Annotated in this window: 26 protein-coding genes and 3 pseudogenes; 20 read left to right on the top strand and 9 right to left on the bottom strand. The window is 68.9% G+C overall.

Annotation, left to right across the window (positions count from 1 at the left end):
* A partial coding sequence (locus TY51_RS22565) for a hypothetical protein (protein WP_042248069.1) occupies positions 1-544 on the top strand: 544 nt, incomplete at its 5' end.
* Between the two features lie 2 nt (positions 545-546).
* Here TY51_RS22565 and TY51_RS07970 read toward each other — a convergent pair.
* Positions 547-1,158: an aspartate/glutamate racemase family protein gene (locus tag TY51_RS07970; RefSeq protein ID WP_042248066.1), complete on the bottom strand. Its 612-nt coding sequence runs from the start codon at positions 1,156-1,158 to the stop codon at positions 547-549.
* Between the two features lie 237 nt (positions 1,159-1,395).
* Here TY51_RS07970 and TY51_RS07965 point away from each other — a divergent pair, with 237 nt between their 5' ends.
* Genes TY51_RS07965 through TY51_RS23285 form a run of 9 tightly spaced genes read left to right on the top strand, consistent with a single transcriptional unit; the run spans position 1,396 to position 8,504 of the window.
* A complete protein-coding gene (locus tag TY51_RS07965) occupies positions 1,396-3,000 on the top strand; it encodes an ABC transporter substrate-binding protein (protein ID WP_307535568.1) in 1,605 nt (534 codons plus the stop codon).
* 52 nt (positions 3,001-3,052) lie between these two features.
* Complete coding sequence (locus TY51_RS07960) at positions 3,053-4,006, top strand: ABC transporter permease (protein WP_042248063.1); 954 nt, start codon at positions 3,053-3,055, stop codon at positions 4,004-4,006.
* Between the two features lie 4 nt (positions 4,007-4,010).
* Positions 4,011-4,892 carry an ABC transporter permease gene (locus TY51_RS07955; RefSeq protein WP_042248060.1) on the top strand — a complete coding sequence of 294 codons (882 nt, stop codon included), beginning with the start codon at positions 4,011-4,013 and terminating at the stop codon, positions 4,890-4,892.
* The gene (locus TY51_RS07950; RefSeq protein ID WP_042248055.1) at positions 4,879-5,892 is read left to right on the top strand and encodes an ABC transporter ATP-binding protein; all 1,014 of its coding nucleotides are present in this window, start codon (positions 4,879-4,881) and stop codon (positions 5,890-5,892) included. Before TY51_RS07955 ends, TY51_RS07950 begins: the two co-directional genes overlap by 14 nt.
* Positions 5,889-6,866, top strand: a complete 978-nt coding sequence (locus TY51_RS07945; protein WP_042248052.1) for an ABC transporter ATP-binding protein — start codon at positions 5,889-5,891, stop codon at positions 6,864-6,866. Before TY51_RS07950 ends, TY51_RS07945 begins: the two co-directional genes overlap by 4 nt.
* 3 nt (positions 6,867-6,869) lie before the next feature.
* Positions 6,870-7,325 carry an amidase family protein gene (locus tag TY51_RS23300; protein ID WP_231558965.1) on the top strand — a complete coding sequence of 152 codons (456 nt, stop codon included), beginning with the start codon at positions 6,870-6,872 and terminating at the stop codon, positions 7,323-7,325.
* Positions 7,326-7,342: 17 nt separating this feature from the next.
* Positions 7,343-8,038, top strand: coding sequence for a hypothetical protein (locus TY51_RS23295; RefSeq protein WP_307535559.1), 696 nt, complete (start codon positions 7,343-7,345; stop codon positions 8,036-8,038).
* Positions 8,035-8,310, top strand: coding sequence for a RidA family protein (locus TY51_RS23290; RefSeq protein ID WP_231558963.1), 276 nt, complete (start codon positions 8,035-8,037; stop codon positions 8,308-8,310). The genes TY51_RS23295 and TY51_RS23290 overlap by 4 nt, the downstream gene beginning before the upstream one ends.
* Complete coding sequence (locus tag TY51_RS23285; protein WP_231558962.1) at positions 8,307-8,504, top strand: RidA family protein; 198 nt, start codon at positions 8,307-8,309, stop codon at positions 8,502-8,504. The genes TY51_RS23290 and TY51_RS23285 overlap by 4 nt, the downstream gene beginning before the upstream one ends.
* Here TY51_RS23285 and TY51_RS07930 read toward each other — a convergent pair.
* Positions 8,491-9,363 carry a LysR substrate-binding domain-containing protein gene (locus TY51_RS07930; RefSeq protein WP_373960523.1) on the bottom strand — a complete coding sequence of 291 codons (873 nt, stop codon included), beginning with the start codon at positions 9,361-9,363 and terminating at the stop codon, positions 8,491-8,493. The two genes, TY51_RS23285 and TY51_RS07930, sit on opposite strands and share 14 nt — an antisense overlap.
* A 123-nt stretch (positions 9,364-9,486) precedes the next feature.
* Here TY51_RS07930 and TY51_RS07925 point away from each other — a divergent pair, with 123 nt between their 5' ends.
* Positions 9,487-10,695 carry an acyl-CoA dehydrogenase gene (locus tag TY51_RS07925; RefSeq protein WP_042248048.1) on the top strand — a complete coding sequence of 403 codons (1,209 nt, stop codon included), beginning with the start codon at positions 9,487-9,489 and terminating at the stop codon, positions 10,693-10,695.
* Positions 10,688-11,833, top strand: coding sequence for a CaiB/BaiF CoA-transferase family protein (locus tag TY51_RS07920; RefSeq protein ID WP_042248046.1), 1,146 nt, complete (start codon positions 10,688-10,690; stop codon positions 11,831-11,833). Before TY51_RS07925 ends, TY51_RS07920 begins: the two co-directional genes overlap by 8 nt.
* Here TY51_RS07920 and TY51_RS07915 read toward each other — a convergent pair.
* The 5 genes and pseudogenes from TY51_RS07915 to ribA form a co-directional block, all read right to left on the bottom strand.
* Positions 11,817-12,647, bottom strand: coding sequence for a RibD family protein (locus TY51_RS07915; protein ID WP_042248042.1), 831 nt, complete (start codon positions 12,645-12,647; stop codon positions 11,817-11,819). The genes TY51_RS07920 and TY51_RS07915 overlap by 17 nt on opposite strands.
* 20 nt (positions 12,648-12,667) lie before the next feature.
* Positions 12,668-13,318: a class I SAM-dependent methyltransferase gene (locus tag TY51_RS07910; protein WP_231558961.1), complete on the bottom strand. Its 651-nt coding sequence runs from the start codon at positions 13,316-13,318 to the stop codon at positions 12,668-12,670.
* Positions 13,319-13,442: 124 nt separating this feature from the next.
* On the bottom strand, positions 13,443-13,838 hold the full coding sequence (locus TY51_RS07905; RefSeq protein ID WP_042248039.1) for a 6-carboxytetrahydropterin synthase: 396 nt from the start codon (positions 13,836-13,838) through the stop codon (positions 13,443-13,445).
* 16 nt (positions 13,839-13,854) lie between these two features.
* The gene (locus tag TY51_RS07900; RefSeq protein WP_307535550.1) at positions 13,855-14,754 is read right to left on the bottom strand and encodes a zinc-binding alcohol dehydrogenase; all 900 of its coding nucleotides are present in this window, start codon (positions 14,752-14,754) and stop codon (positions 13,855-13,857) included.
* Between the two features lie 41 nt (positions 14,755-14,795).
* A pseudogene (gene ribA, locus TY51_RS07895) lies at positions 14,796-15,859 on the bottom strand (GTP cyclohydrolase II).
* Between the two features lie 165 nt (positions 15,860-16,024).
* Here ribA and TY51_RS07890 point away from each other — a divergent pair.
* Positions 16,025-16,855 (top strand): FkbM family methyltransferase, encoded by an 831-nt coding sequence (locus TY51_RS07890; RefSeq protein ID WP_231558960.1) that lies wholly within the window; start codon positions 16,025-16,027, stop codon positions 16,853-16,855.
* On the opposite strand, the gene TY51_RS07885 is transcribed toward TY51_RS07890, so the two are convergent.
* The gene (locus tag TY51_RS07885) at positions 16,852-17,634 is read right to left on the bottom strand and encodes an inositol monophosphatase family protein (protein ID WP_042248033.1); all 783 of its coding nucleotides are present in this window, start codon (positions 17,632-17,634) and stop codon (positions 16,852-16,854) included. The genes TY51_RS07890 and TY51_RS07885 overlap by 4 nt on opposite strands.
* A gap of 185 nt (positions 17,635-17,819) precedes the next feature.
* Here TY51_RS07885 and TY51_RS20220 point away from each other — a divergent pair, with 185 nt between their 5' ends.
* The 5 genes and pseudogenes from TY51_RS20220 to TY51_RS07875 all read left to right on the top strand — a co-directional run bounded on the left by TY51_RS20220 (position 17,820) and on the right by TY51_RS07875 (position 22,002).
* A complete protein-coding gene (locus TY51_RS20220; protein ID WP_052649946.1) occupies positions 17,820-18,044 on the top strand; it encodes a hypothetical protein in 225 nt (74 codons plus the stop codon).
* On the top strand, positions 18,044-18,616 hold the full coding sequence (locus TY51_RS07880) for an efflux RND transporter periplasmic adaptor subunit (protein ID WP_052649944.1): 573 nt from the start codon (positions 18,044-18,046) through the stop codon (positions 18,614-18,616). The genes TY51_RS20220 and TY51_RS07880 overlap by 1 nt, the downstream gene beginning before the upstream one ends.
* A gap of 8 nt (positions 18,617-18,624) precedes the next feature.
* On the top strand, positions 18,625-18,927 hold the full coding sequence (locus TY51_RS20215; RefSeq protein ID WP_052649942.1) for a hypothetical protein: 303 nt from the start codon (positions 18,625-18,627) through the stop codon (positions 18,925-18,927).
* A pseudogene (locus tag TY51_RS23995) lies at positions 18,924-19,526 on the top strand (efflux RND transporter permease subunit); the annotation flags it as partial. The gene TY51_RS20215 and the pseudogene TY51_RS23995, both read left to right, overlap by 4 nt.
* Positions 19,510-22,002 (top strand): efflux RND transporter permease subunit, encoded by a 2,493-nt coding sequence (locus tag TY51_RS07875; protein ID WP_081994802.1) that lies wholly within the window; start codon positions 19,510-19,512, stop codon positions 22,000-22,002. The pseudogene TY51_RS23995 and the gene TY51_RS07875, both read left to right, overlap by 17 nt.
* Before the next feature lie 3 nt (positions 22,003-22,005).
* On the opposite strand, the gene TY51_RS07870 is transcribed toward TY51_RS07875, so the two are convergent.
* Positions 22,006-22,641, bottom strand: coding sequence for a GntR family transcriptional regulator (locus tag TY51_RS07870; protein ID WP_042248030.1), 636 nt, complete (start codon positions 22,639-22,641; stop codon positions 22,006-22,008).
* A gap of 92 nt (positions 22,642-22,733) precedes the next feature.
* Here TY51_RS07870 and TY51_RS07865 point away from each other — a divergent pair, with 92 nt between their 5' ends.
* Together TY51_RS07865 and TY51_RS07860 are read left to right on the top strand one after the other, a co-directional pair.
* On the top strand, positions 22,734-24,311 hold the full coding sequence (locus TY51_RS07865; protein WP_042248027.1) for a gamma-glutamyltransferase family protein: 1,578 nt from the start codon (positions 22,734-22,736) through the stop codon (positions 24,309-24,311).
* Between the two features lie 10 nt (positions 24,312-24,321).
* A pseudogene (locus TY51_RS07860) lies at positions 24,322-25,301 on the top strand (bile acid:sodium symporter family protein).
* The last annotated feature ends 41 nt before the right edge of the window (positions 25,302-25,342 follow it).

Genomic DNA, 25,342 nt, shown 5'->3' with positions numbered 1-25,342 from the left:
GGCCGAGGAGGGGATCGAGGAGACGTTGGACGAGCTGTCCGGCCAGCGCGCCGAGGCGCAGGCCCGCGCCGACCGCTATGGGGCCGAGATGGCCGCCCTGACGCGGTTGCGCGACACGCTGGAACAGGCGCGGACGCGCCAGCGCGACGCCTATTTCAAGCCGGTCGTGCGCGAGTTGCAGCCGCTGCTGGCGATCCTGCATCCGGGCGCGGCGCTGCAGATCGACGACCAGACCCTGTTGCCCCACGCCCTGACCCGCGACGGCCAGGCCGAGGCGCTGGACATCCTGTCGGGCGGCACGCGCGAACAGGTGGCGATCCTGACGCGGCTGGCCTTTGCGCGCCTCTTCGCGCAGGCCGGGCGGCCGGTCCCAGTGATCCTGGACGACGCGCTGGTCCATACCGACGACGACCGGATCGAGGCGATGTTCACCGCCCTGCACCGCGTCGCGGCAGACCAGCAGGTGCTGGTCCTGACCTGCCGTCAGCGAGCGTTCCAGTCGCTTGGCGGCACCCGCGCCCATGTGCGGATCGAGGATCTGTAACCTCAGCCGCGCAGCAGCCGTGCCATGGCGCGGGCGGCCTCGGGGACGGGCTGGATCAGCGGCACGGGCGACAGCGGCGCCAGTCTGACCGCCGCCTGCGCCAAGGGTCCGCCGCCGATGATCACCGCCTGCGCCCCTGCCGCGGCGGCGCGCCTCACCGCGTCCAGCAGGGCCCGGTCCAGCGCGTCGGGATCGTTCATCACGTTCGGGCCGTCCGTCATGTGACAGCCCAGATAGCCGGGCTGTTCCTGCATCAGCGCGTCGATCCGGTCCCGCAGGGCTGGTGTGGTGGTCGCCACCGCGAAGGCCCGCCCACCCTGCGCCGCCGCCAGCGCCGCCGCGGCGCCGATGCCGATTACCGGCACCGACAGCCGTCCCGCCAGCAGGGTCGCCCCCGGATCGCCGAATGCCGCCACGATCACGCCGCGGCACCCCGCGGGCAGCTGCAACGCCGCGATGCCGTCGGCTGCGCGGTCCAACTGTTCGGGCGTGACGATCACCTGCGGTCCGGTGGGGGCCGTCCATCCCTGCACGCCCGGCAGCCAGGGCGCGGCAATCGCGCACATCGCCACGGTCGTGGCCGGGTTCGCATTGGGATTCGCCAGCAGGATCATCCTGCGCCTGTGACCCGCGGCCCGCCGTCCTGTCCATCCCGAAACCCCGTCGGCGGCCGCGAAAAACATTGCGTGCAGGAATTGTCAGCAATCTGACCGCTGCGCGTGCATCGCATGGGTTTTTCGTGCGCCGACCCCCGTGCGATGATCGCCCGCCGCTGCGCATCCCCGCCGACCCGGTCAAAGGTGACCCCAATTCGGGGCAGCAACGTCCCCGGCCAACAGGGGAGAACGACCGTGCTTGATCTGAGAAAAGGCATCGCCGCATTGGCACTTTCGGTGGCGGTGCTGGCCGGACCTGCGGCGATGGCGCAAGGCACGCTGCGCATCGGCATGACCGCCGCCGACATTCCCCTGACCACCGGCCAGCCCGATCAGGGCGGCGAGGGGATGCGCTTCATCGGCTATACGGTCTATGATGCGCTGATCAACTGGGACCTGACGCAGGGCGACGGCCCGTCCGCGCTAGTGCCGGGGCTGGCCACCGCATGGGAGGCCGACGAGGCCGACCGCACCCGCTGGACCTTCACCCTGCGCGAGGGGGTGACGTTCCACGACGGCAGCCCGTTCAACGCCGAAAACGTCGTCTGGAACCTGGACAAGCTGCTGGACGAGTCCGCCGAACAATACGACCCGCGCCAGTCCGCGCAGGGCAAGTCGCGCATTCCGGCCATCGCCAGCTATCGCGCCGTGGACGACCTGACGCTGGAGATCATCACGACCGAACCCGACGCGACGCTGCCCTATCAGCTGGCTTGGGTGATGATGTCGTCCAAGGCCAACTGGGAGGCCCTGGGCAAGGATTGGGAACAGGTCGCGGCCAAGCCGTCGGGCACCGGGCCGTGGATGATGGAATCATTCGTGCCGCGCGAACGGGCCGAACTGGTGCCCTTTGCCGATTACTGGGACGACACCCGCATCCCCAAGCTGGACCGGCTGGTGCTGATCCCGCTGCCGGAATCGAACGCCCGCTCGGCGGCGCTGATGTCGGGGCAGGTCGACTGGATCGAGGCGCCGGCCCCCGACACCATTCCCGCGATGCAGGGCAACGGTTTTGCCATCACCCAGAACGCGCTGCCCCACAACTGGACCTGGCACCTGTCGCGCACCGAAGGATCGCCCTGGAACGACATCCGCGTGCGCAAGGCCGCGAACCTGGCCATCGACCGCGAGGCGATGGGCGCGCTGCTGGGCGGGCTGATGATCCCGGCCAAGGGCTTTGTGCCGCCGGAATCGCAGTGGTTCGGCGAACCCGATTTCGACATCACCTATGACCTGGAGGCCGCGCAGGCCCTGATGACCGAGGCCGGGTTCGGCCCCGACAACCGCCTGTCGGTCAAGGCGCTGATCTCTCCGTCCGGGTCGGGACAGATGCTGCCGCTGCCGATGAACGAATACATCCAGCAGTCGCTGGCGCAAGCCTGGATCGACGTCGAGTTCATGGTCGTCGAATGGAACCAGATGATCAACCTGTGGCGCGCGGGCGCCGCCGATCCGTCGGTCGAGGGGTCGCAGTCGATCAACTTCACCTATTTCATCCAGGACCCGTTCACCGGTTTCATTCGGCACCTGGATTGCGACCTGGTGGCGCCCAACGGCACCAACTGGGGGCATTACTGCGACGAGGACATGCAGGGCCTGTTCGAAGAGATCAAGACCACCTTCGACCCCGCCGAACAGGACGCAGTAATGGCCCGCACGCACGAGAAATTCGTCGATGATGCGCTGTTCCTGATGGTCACGCATGACGTCGCGCCGCGGGCCATGTCGCCCAAGGTGCAGGGGTTCGTGCAGCCGCAGAACTGGTACCTGAACTTCTCGTCCATCACGATGGCCGAGTGATCCGCAACCGGCCGCGCCCCGTGCGGGTGCGGCCAAGCCAGGGACGCATGCCGTGCTCAGCTATTTCCTCAGACGCCTGATCCTGGTGCTGCCGGTGGCCTTCGGGGTGTCGGTCGTGTGTTTCGCGCTGGTGCAGATCGCGCCGGGCGATCCGCTGACGGCCATCATGCCGGTCGACGCCACCGCCGAACAGCAGGCCGCGATGCGCGCGGCCTATGGTTTGGACAAGCCGGTCCCGGTCCAATACCTGATCTGGATCGGCAACCTGCTGCAGGGAGAGATGGGCCGCTCCATCGCGTCGGGTCGCCCTGTCGCGGACGAGGTGTTCGGCGCGGTCGGCAATTCGCTGCTGCTGGCGGCGGCGGCGGCGGTGATCGCGTTCCCGATCGGCACGTTCCTGGGGTTCCTGGCGGGCTATTACCGCGACACCCTGCTGGACCGGGCGGTGACGGCGCTGTCGATCACCGGGGTGTCGGTGCCGAACTATTGGCTGGGGATCGTGCTGGTCATCATCTTTTCGGTCAATCTGGGCTGGCTGCCGTCGATGGGCGCGGGTCCGGGCGGCTCGCAGGACTGGCACTGGGACTGGGCGCATATGCGTCATCTGGTCCTGCCCGCGGTGACGCTGGCGGTGGTGCCCATCGGCATCGTCGCTCGCACCGTGCGGGCGCTGGCGGGCGACATCCTGTCGATGGATTTCGTCACCGCGCTGTATGCCAAGGGCCTCAGCCGCGGCGACGTGCTGCGCCATGTGGCCCGCAACGCCGCCGCCACCGCGCTGTCGGTGATGGGGCTGCAGCTGGGCTATCTGCTGGGCGGGTCGATCCTGATCGAGACGGTGTTCAACTGGCCCGGGTCGGGGTTCCTGCTGTCCAACGCGATCTTTCAGCGCGACCTGCCGCTGTTGCAGGGCACGATCCTGGTGCTGGCCATGTTCTTCGTCGGCATGAACCTGATCGTCGATGTGGCCCAGGCCGCCATCGACCCCCGCGTGAAAAGGAGCTGAGCGCATGGTGCAGGTGACCACCGACATTCCCGTCGTCCCCCCCGCGCAGCGCGGGTACTGGTCGGGCGTGCTGTCCCGCCTGAAGCGCGACCCGGTCGCGATGATCTGCGCAGTCATTCTGGCCGCGCTGGTCCTGTCGGCGGTGTTCGCGCCGTGGCTGGGTCTGGCCGACCCCTATCAGGGCAGCATGATCGCGCGGCTTGCCGCCCCCGGTACGCCCGGCCACCTGCTGGGCACGGACGAACAGGGCCGCGACATGCTGTCCCGGCTGATCTATGGCGGTCGCCTGACGCTGTTCATCGGGCTGATGCCGGTGGTGCTGGCGTTCTTCATCGGCGGCACGTTGGGGATCATCGCGGGCTATGTCGGCGGCATCACCAACACGATCATCATGCGCGTCGTGGACGTGTTCTTTGCCTTTCCCTCGGTCCTGCTGGCGATCGCGATCTCTGGCGCCCTGGGCGCGGGGGTGCTGAACAGCCTCGTGTCACTGACCATCGTGTTCATCCCGCCCGTGACCCGCGTGGCCGAGGCGGTGACATCCGGCGTGCGGTCCCTGGACTATATCGACGCGGCGCGGGCGTCGGGGGCCAATGCGCTGACGGTGATCCGGGTGCATGTGATCGGAAACGTGCTGTCGCCGATCTTCGTTTATGCGACCTCACTGACATCCGTCTGCATGATCCTGGCGGCGGGGCTGTCGTTTCTGGGCATCGGCGTGCGCCCGCCCGAACCCGAATGGGGGCTGATGCTGAACACGCTGCGGTCGGCCATCTATGTGAACCCGTGGCTGGCGGCGCTGCCGGGGGTGATGATCTTTGCCACCTCGCTGTGCCTCAATCTGCTCAGCGACGGTTTGAGGAGTGCGATGAATGTCCGCGACTGACAAACCCCTGCTGAGCGTGCGCGAACTGAAGAAGCACTTTCCCATCAAGGGCGGCATCCTGGGCCGCACCCAGGCGATGGTGCAGGCCGTGGATGGCGTCAGCTTCGACGTCCGCGCGGGCGAAACCCTGGGCATCGTCGGCGAATCCGGTTGCGGGAAATCCACGACCGCCAAGCTGCTGATCGGGCTGGTCGACCGGGACGAGGGCGACATCGACTTGGACGGCAAGTCGCTTGGCCGTGACATCAGCCTGCGCGCGCTGCGCCGCGACATCCAGATGGTGTTCCAGGACAGCTATGCATCGCTGAACCCGCGCATGACCATCCTGGACAGCATCGCGTTCGGCGCGCGCGTCCAGGGCCTGGACGATCCGGTGGGACGGGCGCGGCGCCTGATGGCGCGGGTGGGGCTGGACCCCGATCGGTTCGCGGGCCGCTATCCGCACGAACTGTCGGGCGGACAGCGCCAGCGCATCAACATCGCCCGCGCGCTGGTCATGTCGCCCAAGGTGGTGGTCCTGGACGAGGCCGTGTCTGCACTGGACAAGTCGGTCGAAGCGCAGGTCCTGAACCTGCTGTCGGACCTGCGCGCGGAGTTCGGGCTGACCTATATCTTCATCAGCCATGACCTGAATGTGGTACGCTATATCTCGGACCGCATCCTGGTCATGTATCTGGGAGAGGTCGTGGAACTGGCCCCGGTCGACATGATCTGGGCCGAACAGGCCCATCCCTATACCCGGTCGCTGTTTTCCGCGATGCCGTCGATGGACCCGGACAACCGCACGCAGAAGCCGCCCCTGACCGGCGATCCACCGAACCCGATCGACCCGCCGCCGGGCTGTCGGTTCCACACCCGCTGCGCGTTCGCCGCCGACGTCTGCAAGACCCGCCACCCCGCCTTGGGGCCGATGGTCGCCGGGTCGCCGCATTGGGTCGCCTGCCACCTGCACGACCCGGCATCCGGCCATCCGCGCGCCGGACAGGGGGTGCCCGCATGACGCCGCTGCTGCAGATCGACAATCTGGATGTGCGCTTCAAGGGCGCGCGGACTGTCCATGCCATCAACGACCTGTCCCTGACGCTGATGCCGGGCGAAACGCTGGCCCTGCTGGGCGAAAGCGGATCGGGCAAAAGCGTCACGCTCAAGACCCTGCTGCGCCTGCTGAAGGAAAAACGCACGGACCTGTCTGGCGACATTCGCTTTGACGGGACCGACATCATGACCCTGTCGGGGCGGGCGCTGCGGTCCTATCGCGGGGGCGACGTGTCGATGGTGTTTCAGGACCCCGGCCTGGCGCTGGACCCGGTCTATACCGTGGGGCAGCAGATTGCCGAGACGGTGATGCGCCACAAGGGCCTGTCCCGAGAGAACGCGATGGACGTGGCGCTGGACATGCTGCAGCGCGTGCGCATCCCGTCGCCGAAACGGAGGCTGGCCAACTATCCGCACGAACTGTCGGGGGGCATGCGGCAGCGGGTGATGATCGCGCTGGCGCTGGCGTGCCGTCCGCGCCTGCTGCTGGCGGACGAGCCGACGACCGCGCTGGACGCGACCGTGCAGATCCAGATCCTGCTGCTGCTGCGCGAACTGCAGCGCGAATTCGGCATGGGGGTGATCTTCGTCACCCATGACATCGGCGTGGCGGTCGAAATCTCGGAGCGCATCGCGGTCATGTATGCCGGCCAGATCGTCGAGGAGGGCACCACGCACGAGGTCATCCGCAACCCGCGCCACCCCTATACCCAAGGGCTGCTGGCGGCGAACCTGCATGACGTGGCGCGGGGTGCGCGGCTGGACGCGATCCCCGGCGCGCCCCCGTCGCTGGAGGTGCGGCCGGACAGCTGTTCGTTCGCACCGCGCTGTCCGATGGCGCTGCCCGCCTGCCGGCAGGCGCTGCCGCCCGTCCTGACGCCCGGCCCCCGCCGGCGCGTGGCCTGCCTGCGCGCAGGCGAAACCCTTGCCGCAGAGTAGATCATGACCGACCCTTGGCACGCCTTTCTGCCCTATCCGCCCGTCCCGGTCCCGCATGCGGCCCAAGGCCCGCTGTCGGGCCTGACCCTGGCGGTCAAGGACATCTATCACGTCGCCGGATACCGCACCGGGGCGGGGTGCCCGCTGTATCTGGCCGCAAGCCCGGTCCATCACGCCACGGCGCCTTGCGTGCAAAGCCTGCTGGACGCGGGTGCGGAGTTTGTGGGCAAGGTCCACACGGACGAACTGGCGTGGTCCATGTACGGCATGAACGCCCATTTCGGCACGCCGGTGAACCCGGCCGCCCCCGACCGGATCCCCGGCGGGTCGTCGTCGGGGTCGGCGGTCGCGGTGGCGGGCGGGCTGGCCGACATCGCCATCGGCTCCGACACCGGCGGGTCGGTGCGGGCGCTGCCGGCTTTTGCGGGACATGGGGGTGGCGACCGACCCACGGCCTGATCCCGATGGACGGCGCGATGGCGCTGGCGCCCAGTTTCGACGCTTGCGGCCTGTTTGCGCGCGACGGCGCGGTGCTGGCCCGCGCCGCCGCCGTGCTGGTCGCGGATGCAGCCCCCCTGACCGTGCCCGACCTGATGGTGCCCACCGACATGCTGGCCCTGCTGGGGCCCGAGGCGCGGGCGGTCTGGCAGGCGGGGTTCGGGCATCTTCCCGCGCGTCCGGTGACGGTCTATCCCGACGGGGTGGACGCGGCCTATGCGACATTCCTGACCGCGGTGATGGCGGATGCGCGCGAAACCATCCTGCCGTTCATCCGCGGGTCGCGGATGCCGCTGGTGCGCGGCATCGATGGTCGCGCCGACGCGGCCGAGGCGCTGACCCCCGATCAGATCGCCCAGGGCCGCGCCGCGCGCGAGGGGTTCGCGCACCACATGGACGCCCTGCTGGGCGCGAATGGCGTCCTGCTGGCCCCGGTCGTGCATGACGCGCCCTTCCGGCTGGACGCCCCTGAGGCGGTCTTTGACAGCTTCCGCCACGATGCGCAGCGGCTGTTGTGCGTGGCCGGCATGGCGCGGCTGCCGCAGGTGGTGTTTCCCGCCGGAACGGTCGACGGCGCGCCGTTCGGCCTGTCGCTGATCGGGCCGCGCGGATCCGACCTGTCGCTGATCGCGCTGGCCTGCCAGCTGGCCCGCCAACCGCAGGAGGCCGCATGACCTGTCCCATAGAGGAGCGCCTCGCCGAACTGGGCCACGCGCTGCCCCCCTCCGCCCCGTCGCGGGCGCTGTTCCTGCCCGGCAAGATCAGCGGCAACCTGTTGTTCCTGTCCGGCCAGATCTGCGAATGGGAGGGGGTGCCGCAGTATTTCGGCCCCATCGGTCCCGGCTTTGACATGGCCGACGGGCAGGCCGCGGCGCGGATGTGTGCGCTGAACCTGCTGTTTTCGATCCGCGCGGTGGCGGGGTGCTGTCGCGGGTGTCCCAGGTGAGCCGGCTGGGCGGGTTCGTCGCCGCGCCGCCGGGCTATGGTGACGGACCGGCGGTGGTGAACGGCGCATCACAGCTGTTCATCGACCTTTGGGGCGATGCGGGCCGCCATGCCCGCACTGCCGTCAACGTGGCGTCCTTGCCCGCCAACGCGCTGGTCGAGATCGAGGCGATCGTCGAGCTTACGCCCGCGTGACCTGATCGGCGATCCAGGCGCGGAACCGCGCAAAGGCGGGATCGCCCTGCCGCCTGTCGGGCCAAGCCAGCCAATAGGCCCCCTCGCCGGGAACGCCCGCGCGCAGGATGGGCTGCAGGCGGCCCTCGTCGATCTCCGGCTGGGCCAGATAGCTGGGCAGCAGCGCCACCCCCAGCCCGGCGATCGCCGCCTGGATCATCATCGAGAACTGGTCCATCACCATCCCCGACACCGCGGGCGGCGTGCCCCCCTGGGCCTCGAACCACGCGGCCCAGCCCGACGGCCGCGTCTCCAGCTGCAAAAGCGGCAGGCCCGCCATGTCTGACGGCCGCGCCACCGGGTGACGCGCCAACGTGTCGGGGGACGCGCACGCCGTCAGCCGTTCGTCGAACAGCCGAAGATGATGCGCGTCGGGCCAATCCGGCTGGCCGAAATATATCACCGCATCAAAGGCTTCGCTGGCAAAACTGAAGCGCTGGATCTTGGTCGACAGGTTGATCGAGATGCCGGGATTGTCCGACAGGAACTGCCCGATCCGCGGCGCCAGCCAGCGCGTGGCGAATGTCGGCAGCACCGACAGCGACAGCACGCCACCGCCCGGATTGGCGATCAGCCCCATGCTGGCGCGCTGGATCACGTCCAGCCCCTGGGTGATCGACGCGGCATAGGTGACGGCCTCGGGGGTGGGTGTCAGGCGCTTGCGGTCGCGGGTGAACAGCGCCTTGCCCAGCTGCCGTTCCAGCGACGCGACCAGCCGGCTGACGGTGCTTTGCGTCAGGTGCAGTTCGTCCGCGGCGGCGGTGACGGATCGGTGGCGCATGACCGCCTCGAAGGCGATCAGCTGGGACAGGCTGGGCAGGAACCGGCGTGGCGCATGGGTTCATTCATAGAATGCATGAACCCATGAGGAAATAGCGTTTTTCACCCGGGCCAAGCTGCGTTACCCTGTGGGCAACAGTCATCACATGCAGGACCCAACGCCATGCTGGACAAGACAACCGTCGATCACAAGGGCACGGCCTTTGCCTGGGAGGACCCCTTTCTGCTGGACGATCAGCTGGATGAGGACGAACGCATGATCCGCGAGACGGCCGCCTCCTTCGCCGCCGACAAGCTGGCCCCGCGGGTCACCGACGCCTATCTGAACGAACAGACCGACCCCGAGATTTTCCGCGAGATGGGCGCCAGCGGTCTGCTGGGCGTGACCATCCCCGAGGAATATGGCGGGGTCGGCGCGGGCTACGTCGCCTACGGGCTGGTCGCGCGCGAGGTCGAGCGGATCGACAGCGGATACCGGTCGATGATGTCGGTGCAGTCCAGCCTGGTGATGTTCCCGATCCATGCCTATGGGTCCGAAGACCAGCGGATGAAATACTTGCCCAAGCTGGCATCCGGCGAGTGGATCGGCTGTTTCGGCCTGACCGAACCGGATGCAGGCTCTGACCCCGCAGGCATGAAGACCCGCGCGGTCAAGACCGATGGCGGCTATGTCCTGAACGGCGCCAAGATGTGGATCTCGAACAGCCCGATCGCGGATGTCTTCGTGGTCTGGGCCAAGTCCGAGGCGCATGGCGGGAAGATCCGCGGGTTCATCCTGGAAAAGGGCATGAAGGGCCTCAGCGCGCCCAAGATCGGAGGCAAGCTGTCCCTGCGGGCGTCCATCACCGGCGAGATCGTGATGGAGAACGTGGAGGTGCCCGAGGACGCGCTGCTGCCCAATGTCAGCGGCATGTCAGGCCCCTTCGGCTGTCTGAACCGCGCGCGTTACGGCATCAGCTGGGGCGTGATGGGGGCTGCCGAGGATTGCTGGTTCCGCGCGCATCGCTACGGCATGGACCGCAAGCAGTTCAACCGCCCCCTGGCCGCGACGCAACTGTTCCAGAAGAAACTGGCCGACATGCAGACCGAGATCGCCCTGGGCCTGCAGGCCAGCTTGCGCGTCGGTCGGCTGATGGATCAGGGCCGCTTTGCGCCCGAGATGATTTCCATCATCAAGCGCAACAACTGTGGCAAGGCGCTGGATATCGCGCGGATGTCGCGCGACATGCATGGCGGCAACGGCATCCAGGCCGAATACCACGTCATGCGCCATGCCCAGAACCTGGAGACGGTGAACACCTATGAGGGCACGCATGACGTCCACGCCCTGATCCTGGGCCGCGCGCAGACGGGGCTGCAGGCCTTTGCCTGAAGGCCCGCTGTCCGGCCTGCGCGTCGTCGAACTGGCGCGCATCCTGGCCGGTCCCTGGATCGGCCAGACCCTGGCCGATCTGGGGGCCGAGGTCATCAAGGTCGAATCCCCCGAAGGCGACGACACGCGCCGTTGGGGCCCGCCCTTCATCGACCGCCCCCGCGCCGACGGCACGGTGGAAACGGTCGCCGCGTATTTCCACGCCACCAATCGCGGCAAGACCAGCGTCACCTGCGACTTCAACGATGCGGGCGACCTGGACCGCCTGCGGGCGCTGATCGACGGCGCGGATGTGGTGATCGAGAATTTCAAGGTGGGCGGTCTGGCGCGGTTCGGGCTGGACTATGCGACGCTGTCGGCGCGCAATCCGCGGCTGGTCTATGCCTCGGTCACCGGGTTCGGGCAGACCGGGCCGCGGGCAAGCCAGCCGGGATATGATTTCATGATCCAGGGCATGGGCGGCATCATGGAGCTGACCGGCGACCCATTGGGCGATCCGCAGAAGGTCGGCGTCGCCTGGATCGACATCTTTACCGGACTTTATGGCGTCATCGGCATCCAGGCGGCGCTGGCGGAACGGGCGCGCTCGGGGCGGGGGCAGCAGGTCGACCTGGCGTTGTTCGATTGCGCGGTTGGGGTGCTGGCCAATCAGGCGGCGAACCACCTGCTGGGCGGGGTGGAGCCCGCGCGTCTGGGCAACGCCCATCCGAATATCGTGCCCTATCAGGTGTTTCCGGCGCAGGACGGGCATCTGATCGTGGCCTGCGGCAATGACCGTCAGTTTCGCGCGCTGTGCCTGGCGTTGGACCTTCCCGCGCTGGCGGATGACCCGACGCTGGCAAGCAATGCGCAGCGGGTGGCGGGACGGGATGCCCTGTGCGCGACCCTGGCGCGGGTCATGGCCACGCGCGACCGGGCTGACCTGATCGCAACGCTGACGGCGGCGGGGGTACCTGCCGGGCCGATCAACCGCGTGTCAGAGGCATTGTCCGATCCGCAGGTTCAGGCGCGTGGCATGGTCGTCGCCCCTGAAGGGATAGCGGGGTTGCGCACCCCCATCACCCTGTCGCGCAGCGCGACCGTCGCCCAAGGTGCGGCCCCGGCACTGGGCGAGGGCACATTCAGCTGGCGGCAGTAGCCAGCGGTTGCGCCACATGCAGCGGCAGAACCGCGCGCGCGGCCTGATCGCCAAAGGCGCAGTCGAACACGATATCGCTGCCCATGCCAAAGACGCGCGTTTCCGGGCGCAGCGCATCCTTGAGCTTGTCCACCGGGGACAGGCTGGTCAGGCCCTGCGGCCCGGCCCCGATGATCAGCGGCGCGATGGAAACCTGCAACCGGTCCAGCAGGCCCGCCTCCAGAAAGCCGGTGATGGTGATGCCGCCCCCCTCGATCAGCAGCGACCCCAAGCCGATGTTGCGCAACCCCTCCAGCACCAGCGCGGGGTCCAGGCGACCGTCCGGGGCGGGCAGGCGCAGGACCTCGATCCCCGGCGCACGGGGGCGATCGGTGCTGGTGACGATGATCCGCCGCGCGCCATCGGCGGCCAGAACCGGCGCGTCGTCGGGCAACCGCCCGCGCGGATCGATGACGATGCGCGCCGGGTTGTGGCCGCTGCACAGGCGCACGGTCAGGCGCGGCTGATCGTGCAGGGCGGTCTTGACCCCGATCACCACGCCATCGACCAACGCGCGCAGGCGGTGCAGATGGGCCAGCCCCTCGGGGCCGGACACGTCGCGGGCGTCACCCGTGGCGGTGGCCACGCGCCCGTCCAGCGACTGGCCGATCTGGGCGATGGTCACCGGCCCCAGGTCGCGCCGTGCCACGGGACCGTAGAGGTCCAGCGCCGCGCGTTCGCCCGGCGTGAACCGCCCGCAGCAGGCGCAGGCTTGACCGGTGCGGACCGACAGAAGCCGGTCCCAGACCCGAGGGGTTACGTCGACGGCGTGCATGGGCGATCCTCCTCTGGGTGTCAGGCCATGCCGGGGGGCAGGGCCAGCATGTCATGATGCCCGATCAGGACGCGGCTGTCGCCTGCCATGGCGGCCCGACTGCGACCCCAATCGGTGGCCACGGACAGGCCCGTCTCGGACGCGGCATCGGCAATGCCCTGAACCAGCGCGCGGTGCAGCGGTGCCTGATCGGGCCCGATCCGCCACGGGCTTTGGCCGGTATGGACGTCGAACCCGGCATCGCGAAAGATCTGCGCGGCCTGCACGGCGGCATCTGGCCCAAGCGCGGGGCCAAGCCCCTTGTCGCCGCGCTGATGGTCGTTGAACGCGCGCGTCACGTCGACATCGCGGGGCAGCGCCGGGTCCCATGTCATGATGCCATCATAGGACAGCGCGGCATAGAACGGCACGCCGGCATCGGCCAACCGTGCCGCCAGCGCCGCGATCCAGTCGGCGGGCATCAGGTCCAGCAGGGCCGATGCCGTGACAAGACTCACGCCGTTCAGCGGCAGGCCGTCAAGGTCGCGCAGGTCCAACTGGTGGACGGTCGCGCGGCCCGGTGCCTCGGTCGCGGCGCGGTCCAGCAGGGCGGTGTCGTTGTCGACCAGATGCCAACGGGCGTTATCCGGCAGATGCGGCCCAAGCGTGCGCAGGTCGATCCGGTGCCGCATCCCAAATCAAGCACGACCGGGTCAGACCCCGCCAGAACCGCCGCCTGCGCCAGCAGGGTCGCGTCGCGGGCGGCCATGTCGGCAGGTTCGCGCAGGCCCAGCCATTCCGCCGAAAACCCCATGCTCAGATGTCCCCTTCGTACCAGGCGCGGGCCATGTGGCTTTCATGCAGCAGCACGCGCAGCTTTTTCACGCGGCCGCCATCCTTGAGCCCGCCGGCGCGCACGGTTGCGGCCATCTGGTCGAAGATATGCTTGCACAGGAATTCTGTGGTCGTCATTTTCCCTTTGAATTCAGGAATTTCGTCCAGGTTCTTATAGCGCAGGGGGGCCAGCGTCTCGGCCAGCGCCTCGGTCGCAAGGCCGATGTCGACGACCAGGCTTTCGTGATCCATCTCGGCCGCGAAGAAGGCGCAATCGACGGTGAAGGTCGCGCCATGCACCCCCTGTGCCGGACCGAAGGTCGGCGAGGGGAAGGAATGGGCGATCATGATGTGGTCTCGGACTTCGACGGCGAACATGGTGTCTCCAGATGGGTCAATAGGCGATGCGGTGGCACAGCGTGGCGGGGTCCGCCAGGATGCCGGGATAGGCGTCGGGCAGATCGGCAAATGCCGTCTGCCCCGAGATCAGCGCGTCCAGCCGCGCGTCGCACAGCAGGTCCAGCGCCTTGGTCAGACGGCGGCGATAGGTCCAGCGCGGCGCGCGGTCGGGCGGGATACTGCCCACCTGGGTGCTGACGATGCGCAGGCGGCGGCTGTGGAACGCGCCGCCCAGGGGAAGGGCCACCTGTTCGGCGCCGTGCCAGCTGGCCTCGGCGATGGTAGCTTGGGGTCCGGCCAGCGACAGGGCCAAGACCAGTCCGGCCTGCGATGCGCTGGTGTGGATCACCACGTCCTGATCGCCGGGCGCGTCGTCGGGGTCCGCAAACGTACAGCCCAAGTCGCGGGCGATGGCGGCGCGGTCGGGCAGGGGGTCGATCACCGTCACCTCTGCCCCCGGCAGGCGGGCGGCCAGATATGCCGTCAGCAGCCCGACCAGCCCGCCACCGACAACGGCAATGCGGTCGCCCGCGCCCGCGCCGCTGTCCCACAGGATGTTCAGCGCGGTTTCCATGTTGGCGGCCATGATCGCGCGTTCCGGCGGCAGGGCGTCGGGCAGCGGGATCAGCGCATCCTCGGGCAGGCGGAATTCGGTCTGGTGAGGAAACAGGGAAAAAACATGGCGACCGGCCAGCACGCCTTCGGTCACCTGGCCGACATTGGCATAGCCATATTTGACCGGGAAAGGGAAATCACCCTCCTGAAAGGGCGCGCGCATGCGGTCATGTTCGCTGGCAGGCACCTTGCCAGACAGGACCAGACGCTCCGTGCCACGGCTGATGCCGGAAAACAGGCTGCGAACATGGACGCCGTCAACGGTCTGTGCGGGGCGCACCTGCGCCTTTCCCGGTGCGGTGCACCAGAGTGCGCGGGCCGTCATGCCAGCAGATGTCCCGACTTGCGCGCCTTGGTGTCCAGATAGCGGGTGTTTTCAGGGCCGCGACCGACCTTCAGTTCGACCCGTTCGACCACCTCGATGCCCTCGCTGTCCAGGCGGGCGATCTTGGCGGGGTTGTTGGTCATCAGACGCACGCGGCCGATGCCCATCTGGCGCAGCAGCGCGGCGCCGGTGCGGAAATCGCGTTCGTCATCCTCAAAGCCAAGGCGGTGGTTGGCCTCGACCGTGTCCAGACCCTGATCCTGCAGGCTGTAGGCGCGCATCTTGTTGGCCAACCCGATGCCGCGACCCTCCTGATTTAGATACAGCAGAACGCCGGTTCCGTTGGCCTCCATCGCGCGCAGGGCGGCCTGCAGCTGCGGGCCGCAGTCGCATTTCAGGCTGCCCAGCACGTCGCCGGTGAAACAGGCCGAATGCAGGCGCACCAGCACGGGCTGGTTGCGGTCCGGGGTGCCAACCTCGACCGCATAATGTTCGGGACCGCCATCGGGCGCGCGGAACACGTGCAGCCGTCCGTTCCGCGCCGCCAGCATGGGCACGCGCGCATCCGACACCGGGCGCGGGTCGCGGGGCAGCAGGATCTGGTTCAGCACGTCTTCCGCGGACAGGATGCCAAGATCGTTGCGCAGGGCTGTCTCGACCATGTCGGGGCCGGTCACGACCAGCACCGCGGGCAGCAGTTCGGCCGCCTTGACCAGCCGGATCGCGGCGCGGTGCAGAACGGTGGGTGCGTGCTGCGGGGCTTGGGGCAGGGCGGCGGATGCGGGCATCTGGCGCGATGGGTCAGCCAGCGCCTGGATCCAGTCCAACCGCGCGCTGCGGGAACGGGGATCAGGGCGACCTCTCCTTCCTGCGGACGATGGCGCAGCGCCTCGGCCCGGCGGGCGGTCAGGACCAGCTCGCCTCCGGCGCCCAAGGCGGCAAAGCGTTCGGGGGACAGCGTCTCGACCGGCAGAATCATCGCCGCGGCGGGTTCGCCCAGCAGCACGACGGGCAGGCCCAGCCTGAGGTCGGACACCATGCGCGCGACCCGTTCCGCCATGCGCAGCGCCAGCGGATCACCGGTCGCGGTGACCGAAAGCGCAGCGGGGGTAATCGGGGGAAATACGTGCATTGGTCAACCTTCGTCCCGGAAACTGGGTGTCACGTCTGTCGCAACGCCTTGAAACACGTAGCAGTTCCGCGAAGGTTGCAGCGTTGTGGCAGAATGTCGCAAAGCCAGGTGCGGCCATCTGCCCGGTCGTGCGTTTCTGGACGCGGCGGCTCGGTGGCCCTAGGCTGGCCGGGTTCAAACCTGAGGATACCCGATGCAACTGCGTGCCTATCTGGGGCTGATCCGGTCGCTTGCCATCTATTACAACCCGCTGCGGCGCAGGCAGTTGCGGGCGTTCTATGGCCGGCTGTTGCAGCCGGGCGACCTGGCCTTCGACATCGGCGCGCATGTGGGCAGCCGGGCCCGCGCCATGCGGGCCGCCGGCGCCGCGTCGTCGCCTGCGAGCCGCAGGAGCCGTTCGCGGGCTTCCTGCGCCGCAGCCTGCCGCGCGACATCGTGCTGGTGCAAAAGGCTGTCGGTCCGACGGAGACGGTGGCCCGCATGGCGGTGTCGTCGCTGCACCCGACCGTGTCGTCGCTGAGCACAAGTTTTGCGGCCGAGGCCGCCGATGCGCCCGGTTTCGAACATGTCCGGTGGGACCGCAGCCAAGAGGTGCGGATGACCACCATGGACGCGCTGATCGCGGCCCACGGCCTGCCGGATTTCGTCAAGATCGACGTCGAGGGGTTCGAGCTGGACGTCCTGTCCGGCCTGGGCCAGCCGGTGCCGATGCTGTCGGTCGAATACCTGCCCGCGTTCCGCGACCGGACGCTGGCGGTGATCGACCGGCTGGACGATCTGGGCCAGTACCGCTTCAACCCCGTCACCGGAGAGGCGGGGGGCTTCCTGTGGGACGACTGGCGCGAAGCGGATGCCGCGCGCGCCTGGCTGTCGGGGCTGGACGCGCAGGGCGGGTCTGGCGACCTGTATGCGCGGCTCGCCTAGCCGCCCGCGCGCAGGGTCGCAGCCAGCCGGTCGAAGATCGCGGGCGGGGCGGTGATGACGGTGCCGGTCTCCTCGGGGCGTTCGTCAGAGGTCCAGCCCTCGACCCGCATCCCGGCCTCGCGCACAAGGACCAGCCCGGCGCTGATGTCCCACGGGCGCAGGCGGCGCTCCCAGAACCCGTCCAGGCGTCCTGCGGCGACATAGGCCAGGTCCAGCGCGGCCGCTCCCATGCGCCGCACCCCCGCCGTGCCCGGAAGCACCCGCGCCAGATCGGCGGCGTGATCGTCGATATGGGGCATGTTGCCGAACGGCAGGCCGGTCCCGAACAGCGCCGCGTCAAAGCCCGGCGGCGCGGCGGGGTCCAAGCGGCGGCCGTTCAGCTGCAGCCCCGACCCTGTCATGGCGCTGAACGTCTCTCCCTTCAGCGGATCGTGGATCACGCCCAGCACCAGCTGCCCGTCCTGTTCCAGCGCGATCGACACCGCCCAATGCGCGATGCCGCGCAGAAAGTTCGTGGTGCCGTCCAGCGGGTCCACGATCCAGCGGCGGTGGCCGGGGACGGCGTCGGTCTCCTCTCCCAGCCAGCCGTCGGTGGGGTTCGCGCCCAGCAGGCGGTCGCGCAGCAGCGCCTCGGACTGATGGTCGGCCTGCGACACGAAGTCGCCCTGCCGCTTGGCGTCGATAGTCAGCAGGTCGCGGTCGTTCCAGTGCGCGCGCAACAGCTCTCCGGCGGCGTGGGCGGCGTCGATCGCCAGGGTCAGGTCGTCTGGGGTACCCATCGGGGATCCTTTCGGGGAGCGGGCCTCGTGCCCCGTCAGGGGGCAGCGGCGCCGTTTTCAGGCCTTTACACGGGATTATCAGTTGCGCGATGCGCACCAAGGGGCAATCTGCGCGCAGCACTGCCCGGCGGCAAGGGCGGCAGGCGGCCGACCGACCCCAGGCCCGACACGGGAGAATACAGACCATGCGCTTCGTCAAGGCGACCATCGGTGCCATCGTGATCATCGCCGCGGCCGCCGGGGGCATGACGCTGTCGGATCGCCTGCTGACCGAACCCGAGCTGGCCCGCGGCCCGTCCGACGCCCCCGGAGAGGCCGTCCCGGTCGAGACCGTGGCCGTCCAGACCGCCCGTTTCGTCGACAGCGTCCGCGCGGTCGCACCGCGCGCGCGCGCAGCGCCGTCGATCTGATGCCCGAGGCCAGCGGCCGCATCACCCGCATCGCGTTCCGCCCCGGCGCGCAGGTCGAACGCGGCGACGTCCTGCTGGAACTGGACGATCGCGCCGAACAGGCCGATCTGGCCGCCGCCGAGGCGACCCTGGCCGAGGCCGACGCCGCATTCGCCCGCCAGGAACAATTGAACGCCAGCGGGTCGTCGTCGGACGCCGCGTTCCAGACCGCCCGCGCGGCCCAGCTGCGCGCCCAGGCCGAACGCGACCGCGCCCAGGTGGTGCTGGAGGACCGGCTGCTGCGCGCGCCGTTTTCCGGCGTCATCGGCCTGACCGACCTGGTCGAGGGGCAGATGCTGGACAGCGGCACCCCCATCGCCACCTTGGACGACCTCGAGGTGATCGAGATCGATTTCGGCGTTCCCGAAACGCTGCTGCCACGCCTGGCGGTGGGCCAGGGGGTGCAGCTGCGCTCCTCGGCCTGGCCCGACCGGGTGTTCGACGCGACGATCAGCCTGGTCGACACGCGGGTCGATGCGGCCACGCGGTCGATCGCGCTGCGGGCGCAGATGCCCAACCCCGACCGCGCCTGACGGGCGGCATGTTCCTGCAGGTCGAGCTGGTCCTGGACCAGCGCGAACGCCCCGCCGTCCCCGAATCCGCGCTGAGCGTCGAGGGCGATGTCCAGCGCGTCCTGATCGTGCAGGGCAACGAGGCGGCCTGGGCCAACATCCAGGTGGGTCAGCAATCCGACGGTCTGGTCGAGGTTCTGGCCGGCCTTGATCTGGGTACCCAGATCATCGTGTCGAACCTGCACCGCGTCGACGCGGGCACGGCCGTCACGGCCACCCCGCGCCCGGACCGCACCGCCGCCGCCGAACCCCCGACCGGAGCCGACGGATGAGCGTTCCTGATTTCGCCCTGCGCCGCCCTGTCTTCGCGACCGTCATCAACCTGCTGATCGTGCTGATCGGCGCGGTGGCCATCACCCGCCTGCCGGTGCGCGAACTGCCCTCGGTCGAGGCGGCAGAGGTCAGCGTCCGCGTGAACTATACCGGGGCCGCCCCCGACGTGGTGGACAACCAGCTGGCCACGGTGATCGAGGGCGGGCTGGCGGGCGTCAGCGGCGTCACCGCCATGCGCACCACGTCCGACCGGGGCCGGATGCGCACCGTGCTGACCTTCGATCCAGGCCGCGACATCGACAGCGCCGCCAACGACGTGCGCGCCGCGGTCGAACGGGTGCTGAACGATCTGCCCGACGGGGCCGACACGCCAAGCGTGGAGAAGAACGACGACGAGGGCGACCCGGTCATCCGGCTGGCCATGTCCAGCCCGTCGATGACCCCGCTGGAACTGTCGGATTACGCCAGCCGCTTCATCACCGACCGCCTGGCCCGCCTGCCGGGCGTGGCCAACGCGCAGGTCTTTGGCGAGCGCGCGCCGTCGATGCGCATCTGGCTGGATCAGGCGCGCATGGCCGCCTATGGCATCACCACCAGCGACATCATCGGCGCGCTGCAGGCCAACAACGTCGAACTGCCCGCGGGCCAGATCGAGACCGCGCCCGGCAGCTGCAGGTGCTGGCGCAGACACGGTTCACCTCTCCCGACGTGTTCCGCCAGGTCGTCCTGCGCGACGAGGGGGGCGCCCGCTGCGCCTGGGCGACGTCGCCCGGATCGAGGAGGGGGCCGAGGAGACCACCACCATCTATCGCGCGAACGGCACCGTGGCCCTGGGCCTGGGCGTCCAGCCGCAGGCGCAGTCGAACACCGTCGCCATCTCGACCGCCGTCAAGGCGGAGCTGGAACGCATCCGCCCCACGCTGCCCGACGGCATGGCGCTGACCATCACGACGGACGAGGCGGTGTTCATCGAAAGCTCGATCTCTCAGGTCATCAAGGTGTTCCTGGAGGCCGTCGCCTTGGTGATCGCGGTGATCTTCCTGTTCCTGGGGTCCATGCGGCTGTCCTTGGTGCCGATCGTGACCATCCCGGTTTCGGCGCTTGGCGCGGCGTTGGGGATGCTGGCCCTGGGGTTCACCATCAACATCCTGACGCTGTTCGCGCTGATCCTGGCCATCGGCCTGGTCGTGGACGACGCCATCGTGGTGCTGGAGAACATCCAGCGCCACCGCGCCATGGGCAAGTCCCGGGCCGAGGCCGCGCGGCAGGGCGCGGGGCAGGTCAGCTTTGCCGTCATCGCCACTACCGCCGTGCTGATCGCGGTCTTTGTCCCGGTCAGCTTCATGGATGGGGAACTGGGCCAGCTGTTTGCCGAATTCGGCATCGTGTTGGCCATCGCGGTCGCGGTGTCGGGCCTTGTCGCGCTGACCCTGTCGCCGGTGCTGGCCGCGATGGTGATGCCGCGAGAGGATCGTCCGAACCTGCTGACCCGCACCATGAACCGTGCCATCGTCTGGCTGGAACGCGGCTATGACCGCATTCTGGTGCGGCTGATCGCGCGGCCCGTGGCGATTCTGGCCGGAACGGCGTTCCTGGTCGCGGGGGCAGTGTCCGTCTATCAGGCGTTGCCGCGCCAGCTGACCCCGGATGAGGATCGCGGCAGCTTCCGCATCATGCTGAACGCGCCGCAGGGGTCGAACCTGGACTATACCGACGCCGCGACCCGCAAGGTCGAGGCGATGATCCAGCCGCTGCGCGATCAGGGGATCGTCGACAACGTCACCGCCATCATCGGTCCGGGCGCGAATTCGCGCCGGGCGATGCTGTTCGTGAACCTGGCCCCCTGGGACAGCCGCGACGTCACCGTGGACGAGGTCATGGCCCAGCTGCGCCCGCAGCTGACCGCCATGACCGAGGTCTCGACCTCGATCCGGCCATCGGGCGGCCTAGGCCTTGGCGGCGGCAGCGGCAGCATCAACTGGTCCATCGGCGGCCCCGATCTGGCGCGCGCCGCCGAATGGGCAGAAACCGTGGCCGCGAACCTGGCCGACGCCCCCGGCCTTGCCGGGATCGAGGTCGACTATGCCGCCAATCAGCCCGGCGCATCGCTGGACATCGACCGCACCCGCGCCCAGGACCTGGGCCTGGACAGCGAAACCGTGGCCCAGACCCTGCAGGTGCTGTTCGCGTCGCGCAACGTGGGCGAATACACCAGCGACGGCCGCCAGTATCCGGTGATCCTGCAGGCAGCGCCCGAAGACCGCGACAGCGTCCAGGACATGCTGTCCGTGCTGATCCGCAACACGCGGGGCGACCTGATCCCGCTGTCGGCCTTTGCCGACGTGACGACCGGGGCCACGGTGCCGTCCATCGCCCGGAACGACAGGCTGATCTCGGTCACGACCGAAGCCGATCTGGTCGAGGGGACCGATCTGGCCCGTGCCATCGCCATCGTGGAACAGGCCGCCGCCGAACTGCCCGCCGGCGCGCTGCTGGTCTGGCGCGGACAGGCCGCGGATTACCAGGAGAACCAAGGCGGCGTCGCCACGGTGTTTGGCATGGCGCTGCTGATCGTGTTCCTGGTGCTGGCGGCGCAGTTCGAAAGCTTTCGCACGCCGCTGACGATCATGCTGACGGTGCCGTTGGGGTTGGCGGGCGCGGTGGCGACGCTGCTGCTGACCGGGGCCTCGGTCAACATCTTTTCCCAGGTGGGAATGATCCTGCTGATCGGGATCATGGCCAAGAACGGCATCCTGATCGTCGAGTTCGCCAACCAGCTGCGCGAGGAGGGCCGCGATCTGGTCACCGCCGCGCGCGAGGGGGCGGTCACGCGCCTGCGCCCGGTGATGATGACGACCATCGCCACGATCCTGGGGGCCGTGCCCCTGGCGACCGCATCGGGGGCAGGGGCGGAAAGCCGTCGCGCCATCGGGGCGGTCATCGTGGGCGGGCTGTCGCTGGCCTTCGTGCTGACGCTGTTCCTGACGCCGGTCATCTATGTGCTGATCGAGCGGATCGGGCGCCGGGACGTGCCCGTGCCCGTGGTCAAACCCCAGCCTCAGCCCGCGGAATAGGGATCAGTCCCGCCCGGCGATCATCTCAAGGATGACGCCAAGCGAGGTGCCCATATGCGCCCGCATCAGGTCGGCCGCGCGATCCGCATCGCGCGCCGTGATCGCCGCCAGGATCGCGCGGTGCTCTGCCCGCGAGGTGGCGATGCGGGTCGCGCGGACCTGGAACTGGGCGTTGCGCCACGGCAGGCTGCGCCGGTTCAGATCGGCCAGTAGATCGGCCAGAACCTCGTTTCCCGCACCCCGCCGCAGCGTTTCGTGGAACCGCATGTTGGCCTGCGCGTAATCCGCACCGGGCAGGTCGTCGCGGTCCAGGATGTTGGCCAGCAATGCGTGATCGGTGGGCGTCATGCGCAGTGCCGACAGGCTGGCGCACAGCGCCTCCAGTTCGGCCAGGGCCTCGAACAGGTGGCGCAGGGCGTCGCTGCTCATCCGTCGCACGACGAAGGCCCGGCGCGGGCCGCGCTCGACCAGCCCCTCGGCCGCCAGCCGCTGCAACGCCTCGCGCACCGGGGTCCGGGACAGGCCGAACCGCGCGGCAAGGGTCGTCTCTCCCAACGGGTCGCCGGGACGCAGCGTGCCCGCGATGATCTGCGCGGAAAGCGCGTCGTGGATCTGATCGGCCGAACGGATGGCAGGCATCGGGAATTCCGTCAATTGTATTCCGGTGCCTTCCACATGTATACATACCGTAGCCGCTTGACCATGTGATTCCACGCCGGAGAGCCATTCCCATGACCGCATTCGATTTCCTGTCGGGCCGCAAGCCGTCCACCCTTGCCGGTCGCGCGATGGTCGCCACCTCGCACCCGCTGGCCAGCGCGGCGGGTCTGGCCGTTCTGGCCGAGGGCGGGAACGCGGTCGACGCCGCCATCGCCGCCAGCGCGGTGCAGGCGGTGGTCGATCCGCTGATGACCGGGATCGGCGGCGACTGCTTTGCCCTTTACGCGCCCGCGAACGGGGCGGTGCGGGCGCTGAACGGTTCGGGTCGTGCGCCCGCCGCAGCGACGATCGACGCGCTGCAGGCCGCCGGTCTGACCGACACCATCCCACAGACCAGCGCGCATGCGGTGACCGTGCCCGGCGCGATTTCCGCGTGGTGCCGGTTGCATGCCGATCTTGGCAGCCTGCCGCTGTCGCGCCTGTTCCGCGATGCGATCGGTTATGGCCGCGAGGGCTTTCCCATCACCCCCCGCGTCGCCCAGGACTGGGCCGAGGGGCAGGCCACCGTCGCGGGCGATCCGCATGCGGCGGCGCATTTCCTGCCGGCCCCTGCGACTGGGACCCGCTTTGCCCAGCCCCTGCTGGCCGACCGGCTGGAGGAGATCGCGGCCCACGGTCCGGCCGCGTTCTATGAGGGGGACACGGGGTCGCGCATGGTCGCGCATCTGCGGTCCTTGGGCGGGCTGCACAGCGAACAGGATTTCGCGGATGCCACGGACGGCGCCGAATGGGTCGACCCGATCAGCGCCAGCTATCGCGGGTTCGACATCCACGAATGTCCGCCGAACGGGCAGGGGCTGGCCGCGCTGTTGATCCTGAAGATCATCGAGGGGTTCGACATGGCCACCCTGTCCGTGGCCGACCGCATCCATGTCCAAGCCGAGGCGACCAAGCTGGCCTATCACCACCGCGACGAACTGCTGGGCGATCCGGACCACTGTGCCGGGCTGACCGAGCGGCTGATGTCGGACGCGGCCATCGCCGCCTTGCGCGCGCACATTGACATGACGCGGGCGCAGGCACCGGCCCTGTGGGACGAGCCCGAACACAAGGACACGATCTATCTGTGCGTGGTGGACGCGCAGGGGAACGCCGTGTCCTTCATCAATTCGATCTTCCACGGCTTCGGGTCGGGGCGGCTGGACCCCGCGACGGGCGTCCTGTTCCAAAGCCGGGGCGCGTCGTTCCGGATGATCCCGGGCCACCCGAACGCCATCGGTCCGCGCAAGCGCCCGATGCACACGATCATTCCCGGCATGGTCACCCAAGGCAGCCGCACCGTCATGCCCTTTGGCGTGATGGGCGGACAGTATCAGGCGGCGGGCCATGCGGCATTCCTGTCGGCGGTGATCGACCGCGGCCTGTCGCTGCAGGCGGCGATGGACGAACCGCGCAGCTTTGCCACCGACGGCGTGCTGCAGGTCGAACCGACCCTGCCGCAGGACATCTGCGACGACCTGGCCGCGCGCGGTCACGTCATCAAGCGCCTGACCGGCCCGATGGGTGGTGCGCAGGCGATCCGCATCGGGGACGGGCTGCTGGAAGGCGGGTCGGACAGTCGCAAGGACGGCATGGCCATCGGCCTGTAAGGAGACGGACATGGGCTTTCTGAAACGCATCGGGATCGACAGCTATATGCTGATGCTGCTGGGCACGGTCATGGTCGGGCTGGCCCTGCCTGCGCGGGGCGTGGCGGCCGAGGCCCTGGGGCAGGTGACCTATTGGGCGGTGGCGCTGCTGTTCTTCCTGTACGGCGCGAAACTGGACCCGGCATCGGTCAAGGCTGGGATGCTGAACTGGCGTCTGCAGGGGCTGACCTTCGCAGCGACCTATCTGATGATCCCGGTGCTGGGGATGGCGTTCGCGCTGATCTTCGGCGATCTGCTGGGGCCGCAGGTCACGCTGGGGCTGGTGTTTCTGGCGGTGCTGCCCTCGACGATCCAAAGCTCGATCGCGTTCGTGTCGATGGCGGGCGGCAACGTCCCCGCGGCGATCTGCGCGGCGTCGCTGTCGAACCTGATCGGTGTCGCGTTGACGCCCGCGCTGGTCGCGGTGCTGCTGCAGACCGGAGAGGGCGGCGTCAGCCTGGATGCGGTGCTGCGCATCGGCACGCAGATCCTGCTGCCGTTCGTCCTGGGCCAGTTATTGCGCCCCTGGGTGGGGGCGTTCGTCCGGAACCGCAAGACGCTGACGCTGGTCGTGGACCGCGGTGCCATTCTGTTGATCGTCTATTCGGCCTTCAGCGCCGGCACGGTGTCGGGCCTGTGGGCGTCGATCCCGCCTTCGGCGCTGATCGCGCTGATCGCGGTGATGCTGGTGCTGCTGGCCTGCGTCTTTGGCCTGATGGTCGGGGTCGGCCGGGCCTTTGCCCTGCCCGTTGAGGACCGGATCGTGCTGTTTTTTGCGGGTCCACCAAAAGCCTTGCCACGGGCCTGCCCATCGCCGCCGCGCTGTTCCCGGCCGAGACGGTCGGTGCGACCGTCCTGCCGGTTCTGATCTACCACATGGCACAGCTGCTGATCTGTGCGATGATCGCCCAGAACCGGGCGCGGCGGAACGCCACAGCCCTTGTGGCATGACTGACAAAGGGCAAGGGAACCCCCTTGCCCGGGCCACGTTG

Origin of the sequence: Paracoccus sp. PAMC 22219, from assembly GCF_000787695.1 — a bacterium.
Taxonomy (GTDB): domain Bacteria; phylum Pseudomonadota; class Alphaproteobacteria; order Rhodobacterales; family Rhodobacteraceae; genus Paracoccus.
This window is presented reverse-complemented; position numbering and strand designations above follow the sequence as displayed.

Coding starts and splice junctions, on each gene's coding strand:
- TY51_RS07875 (WP_081994802.1), top strand. CDS start 19,510: ATGGCATCACCACCAGCGACATCATCGGCGCGCTGCAGGCCAACAACG.
- TY51_RS07910 (WP_231558961.1), bottom strand. CDS start 13,318: ATGCGGCACCGGATCGACCTGCGCACGCTTGGGCCGCATCTGCCGGAT.
- TY51_RS07880 (WP_052649944.1), top strand. CDS start 18,044: ATGCCCGAGGCCAGCGGCCGCATCACCCGCATCGCGTTCCGCCCCGGC.
- TY51_RS23290 (WP_231558963.1), top strand. CDS start 8,035: ATGACCTGTCCCATAGAGGAGCGCCTCGCCGAACTGGGCCACGCGCTG.
- TY51_RS07865 (WP_042248027.1), top strand. CDS start 22,734: ATGACCGCATTCGATTTCCTGTCGGGCCGCAAGCCGTCCACCCTTGCC.
- TY51_RS07915 (WP_042248042.1), bottom strand. CDS start 12,647: ATGCACGCCGTCGACGTAACCCCTCGGGTCTGGGACCGGCTTCTGTCG.
- TY51_RS07945 (WP_042248052.1), top strand. CDS start 5,889: ATGACGCCGCTGCTGCAGATCGACAATCTGGATGTGCGCTTCAAGGGC.
- TY51_RS07905 (WP_042248039.1), bottom strand. CDS start 13,838: ATGTTCGCCGTCGAAGTCCGAGACCACATCATGATCGCCCATTCCTTC.
- TY51_RS07970 (WP_042248066.1), bottom strand. CDS start 1,158: ATGATCCTGCTGGCGAATCCCAATGCGAACCCGGCCACGACCGTGGCG.
- TY51_RS07885 (WP_042248033.1), bottom strand. CDS start 17,634: ATGGGTACCCCAGACGACCTGACCCTGGCGATCGACGCCGCCCACGCC.
- TY51_RS07890 (WP_231558960.1), top strand. CDS start 16,025: ATGTCGCAAAGCCAGGTGCGGCCATCTGCCCGGTCGTGCGTTTCTGGA.
- TY51_RS23300 (WP_231558965.1), top strand. CDS start 6,870: ATGACCGACCCTTGGCACGCCTTTCTGCCCTATCCGCCCGTCCCGGTC.
- TY51_RS07870 (WP_042248030.1), bottom strand. CDS start 22,641: ATGCCTGCCATCCGTTCGGCCGATCAGATCCACGACGCGCTTTCCGCG.
- TY51_RS20215 (WP_052649942.1), top strand. CDS start 18,625: ATGTTCCTGCAGGTCGAGCTGGTCCTGGACCAGCGCGAACGCCCCGCC.
- TY51_RS07925 (WP_042248048.1), top strand. CDS start 9,487: ATGCTGGACAAGACAACCGTCGATCACAAGGGCACGGCCTTTGCCTGG.
- TY51_RS07955 (WP_042248060.1), top strand. CDS start 4,011: ATGGTGCAGGTGACCACCGACATTCCCGTCGTCCCCCCCGCGCAGCGC.
- TY51_RS23295 (WP_307535559.1), top strand. CDS start 7,343: ATGGCGCTGGCGCCCAGTTTCGACGCTTGCGGCCTGTTTGCGCGCGAC.
- TY51_RS07950 (WP_042248055.1), top strand. CDS start 4,879: ATGTCCGCGACTGACAAACCCCTGCTGAGCGTGCGCGAACTGAAGAAG.
- TY51_RS20220 (WP_052649946.1), top strand. CDS start 17,820: ATGCGCTTCGTCAAGGCGACCATCGGTGCCATCGTGATCATCGCCGCG.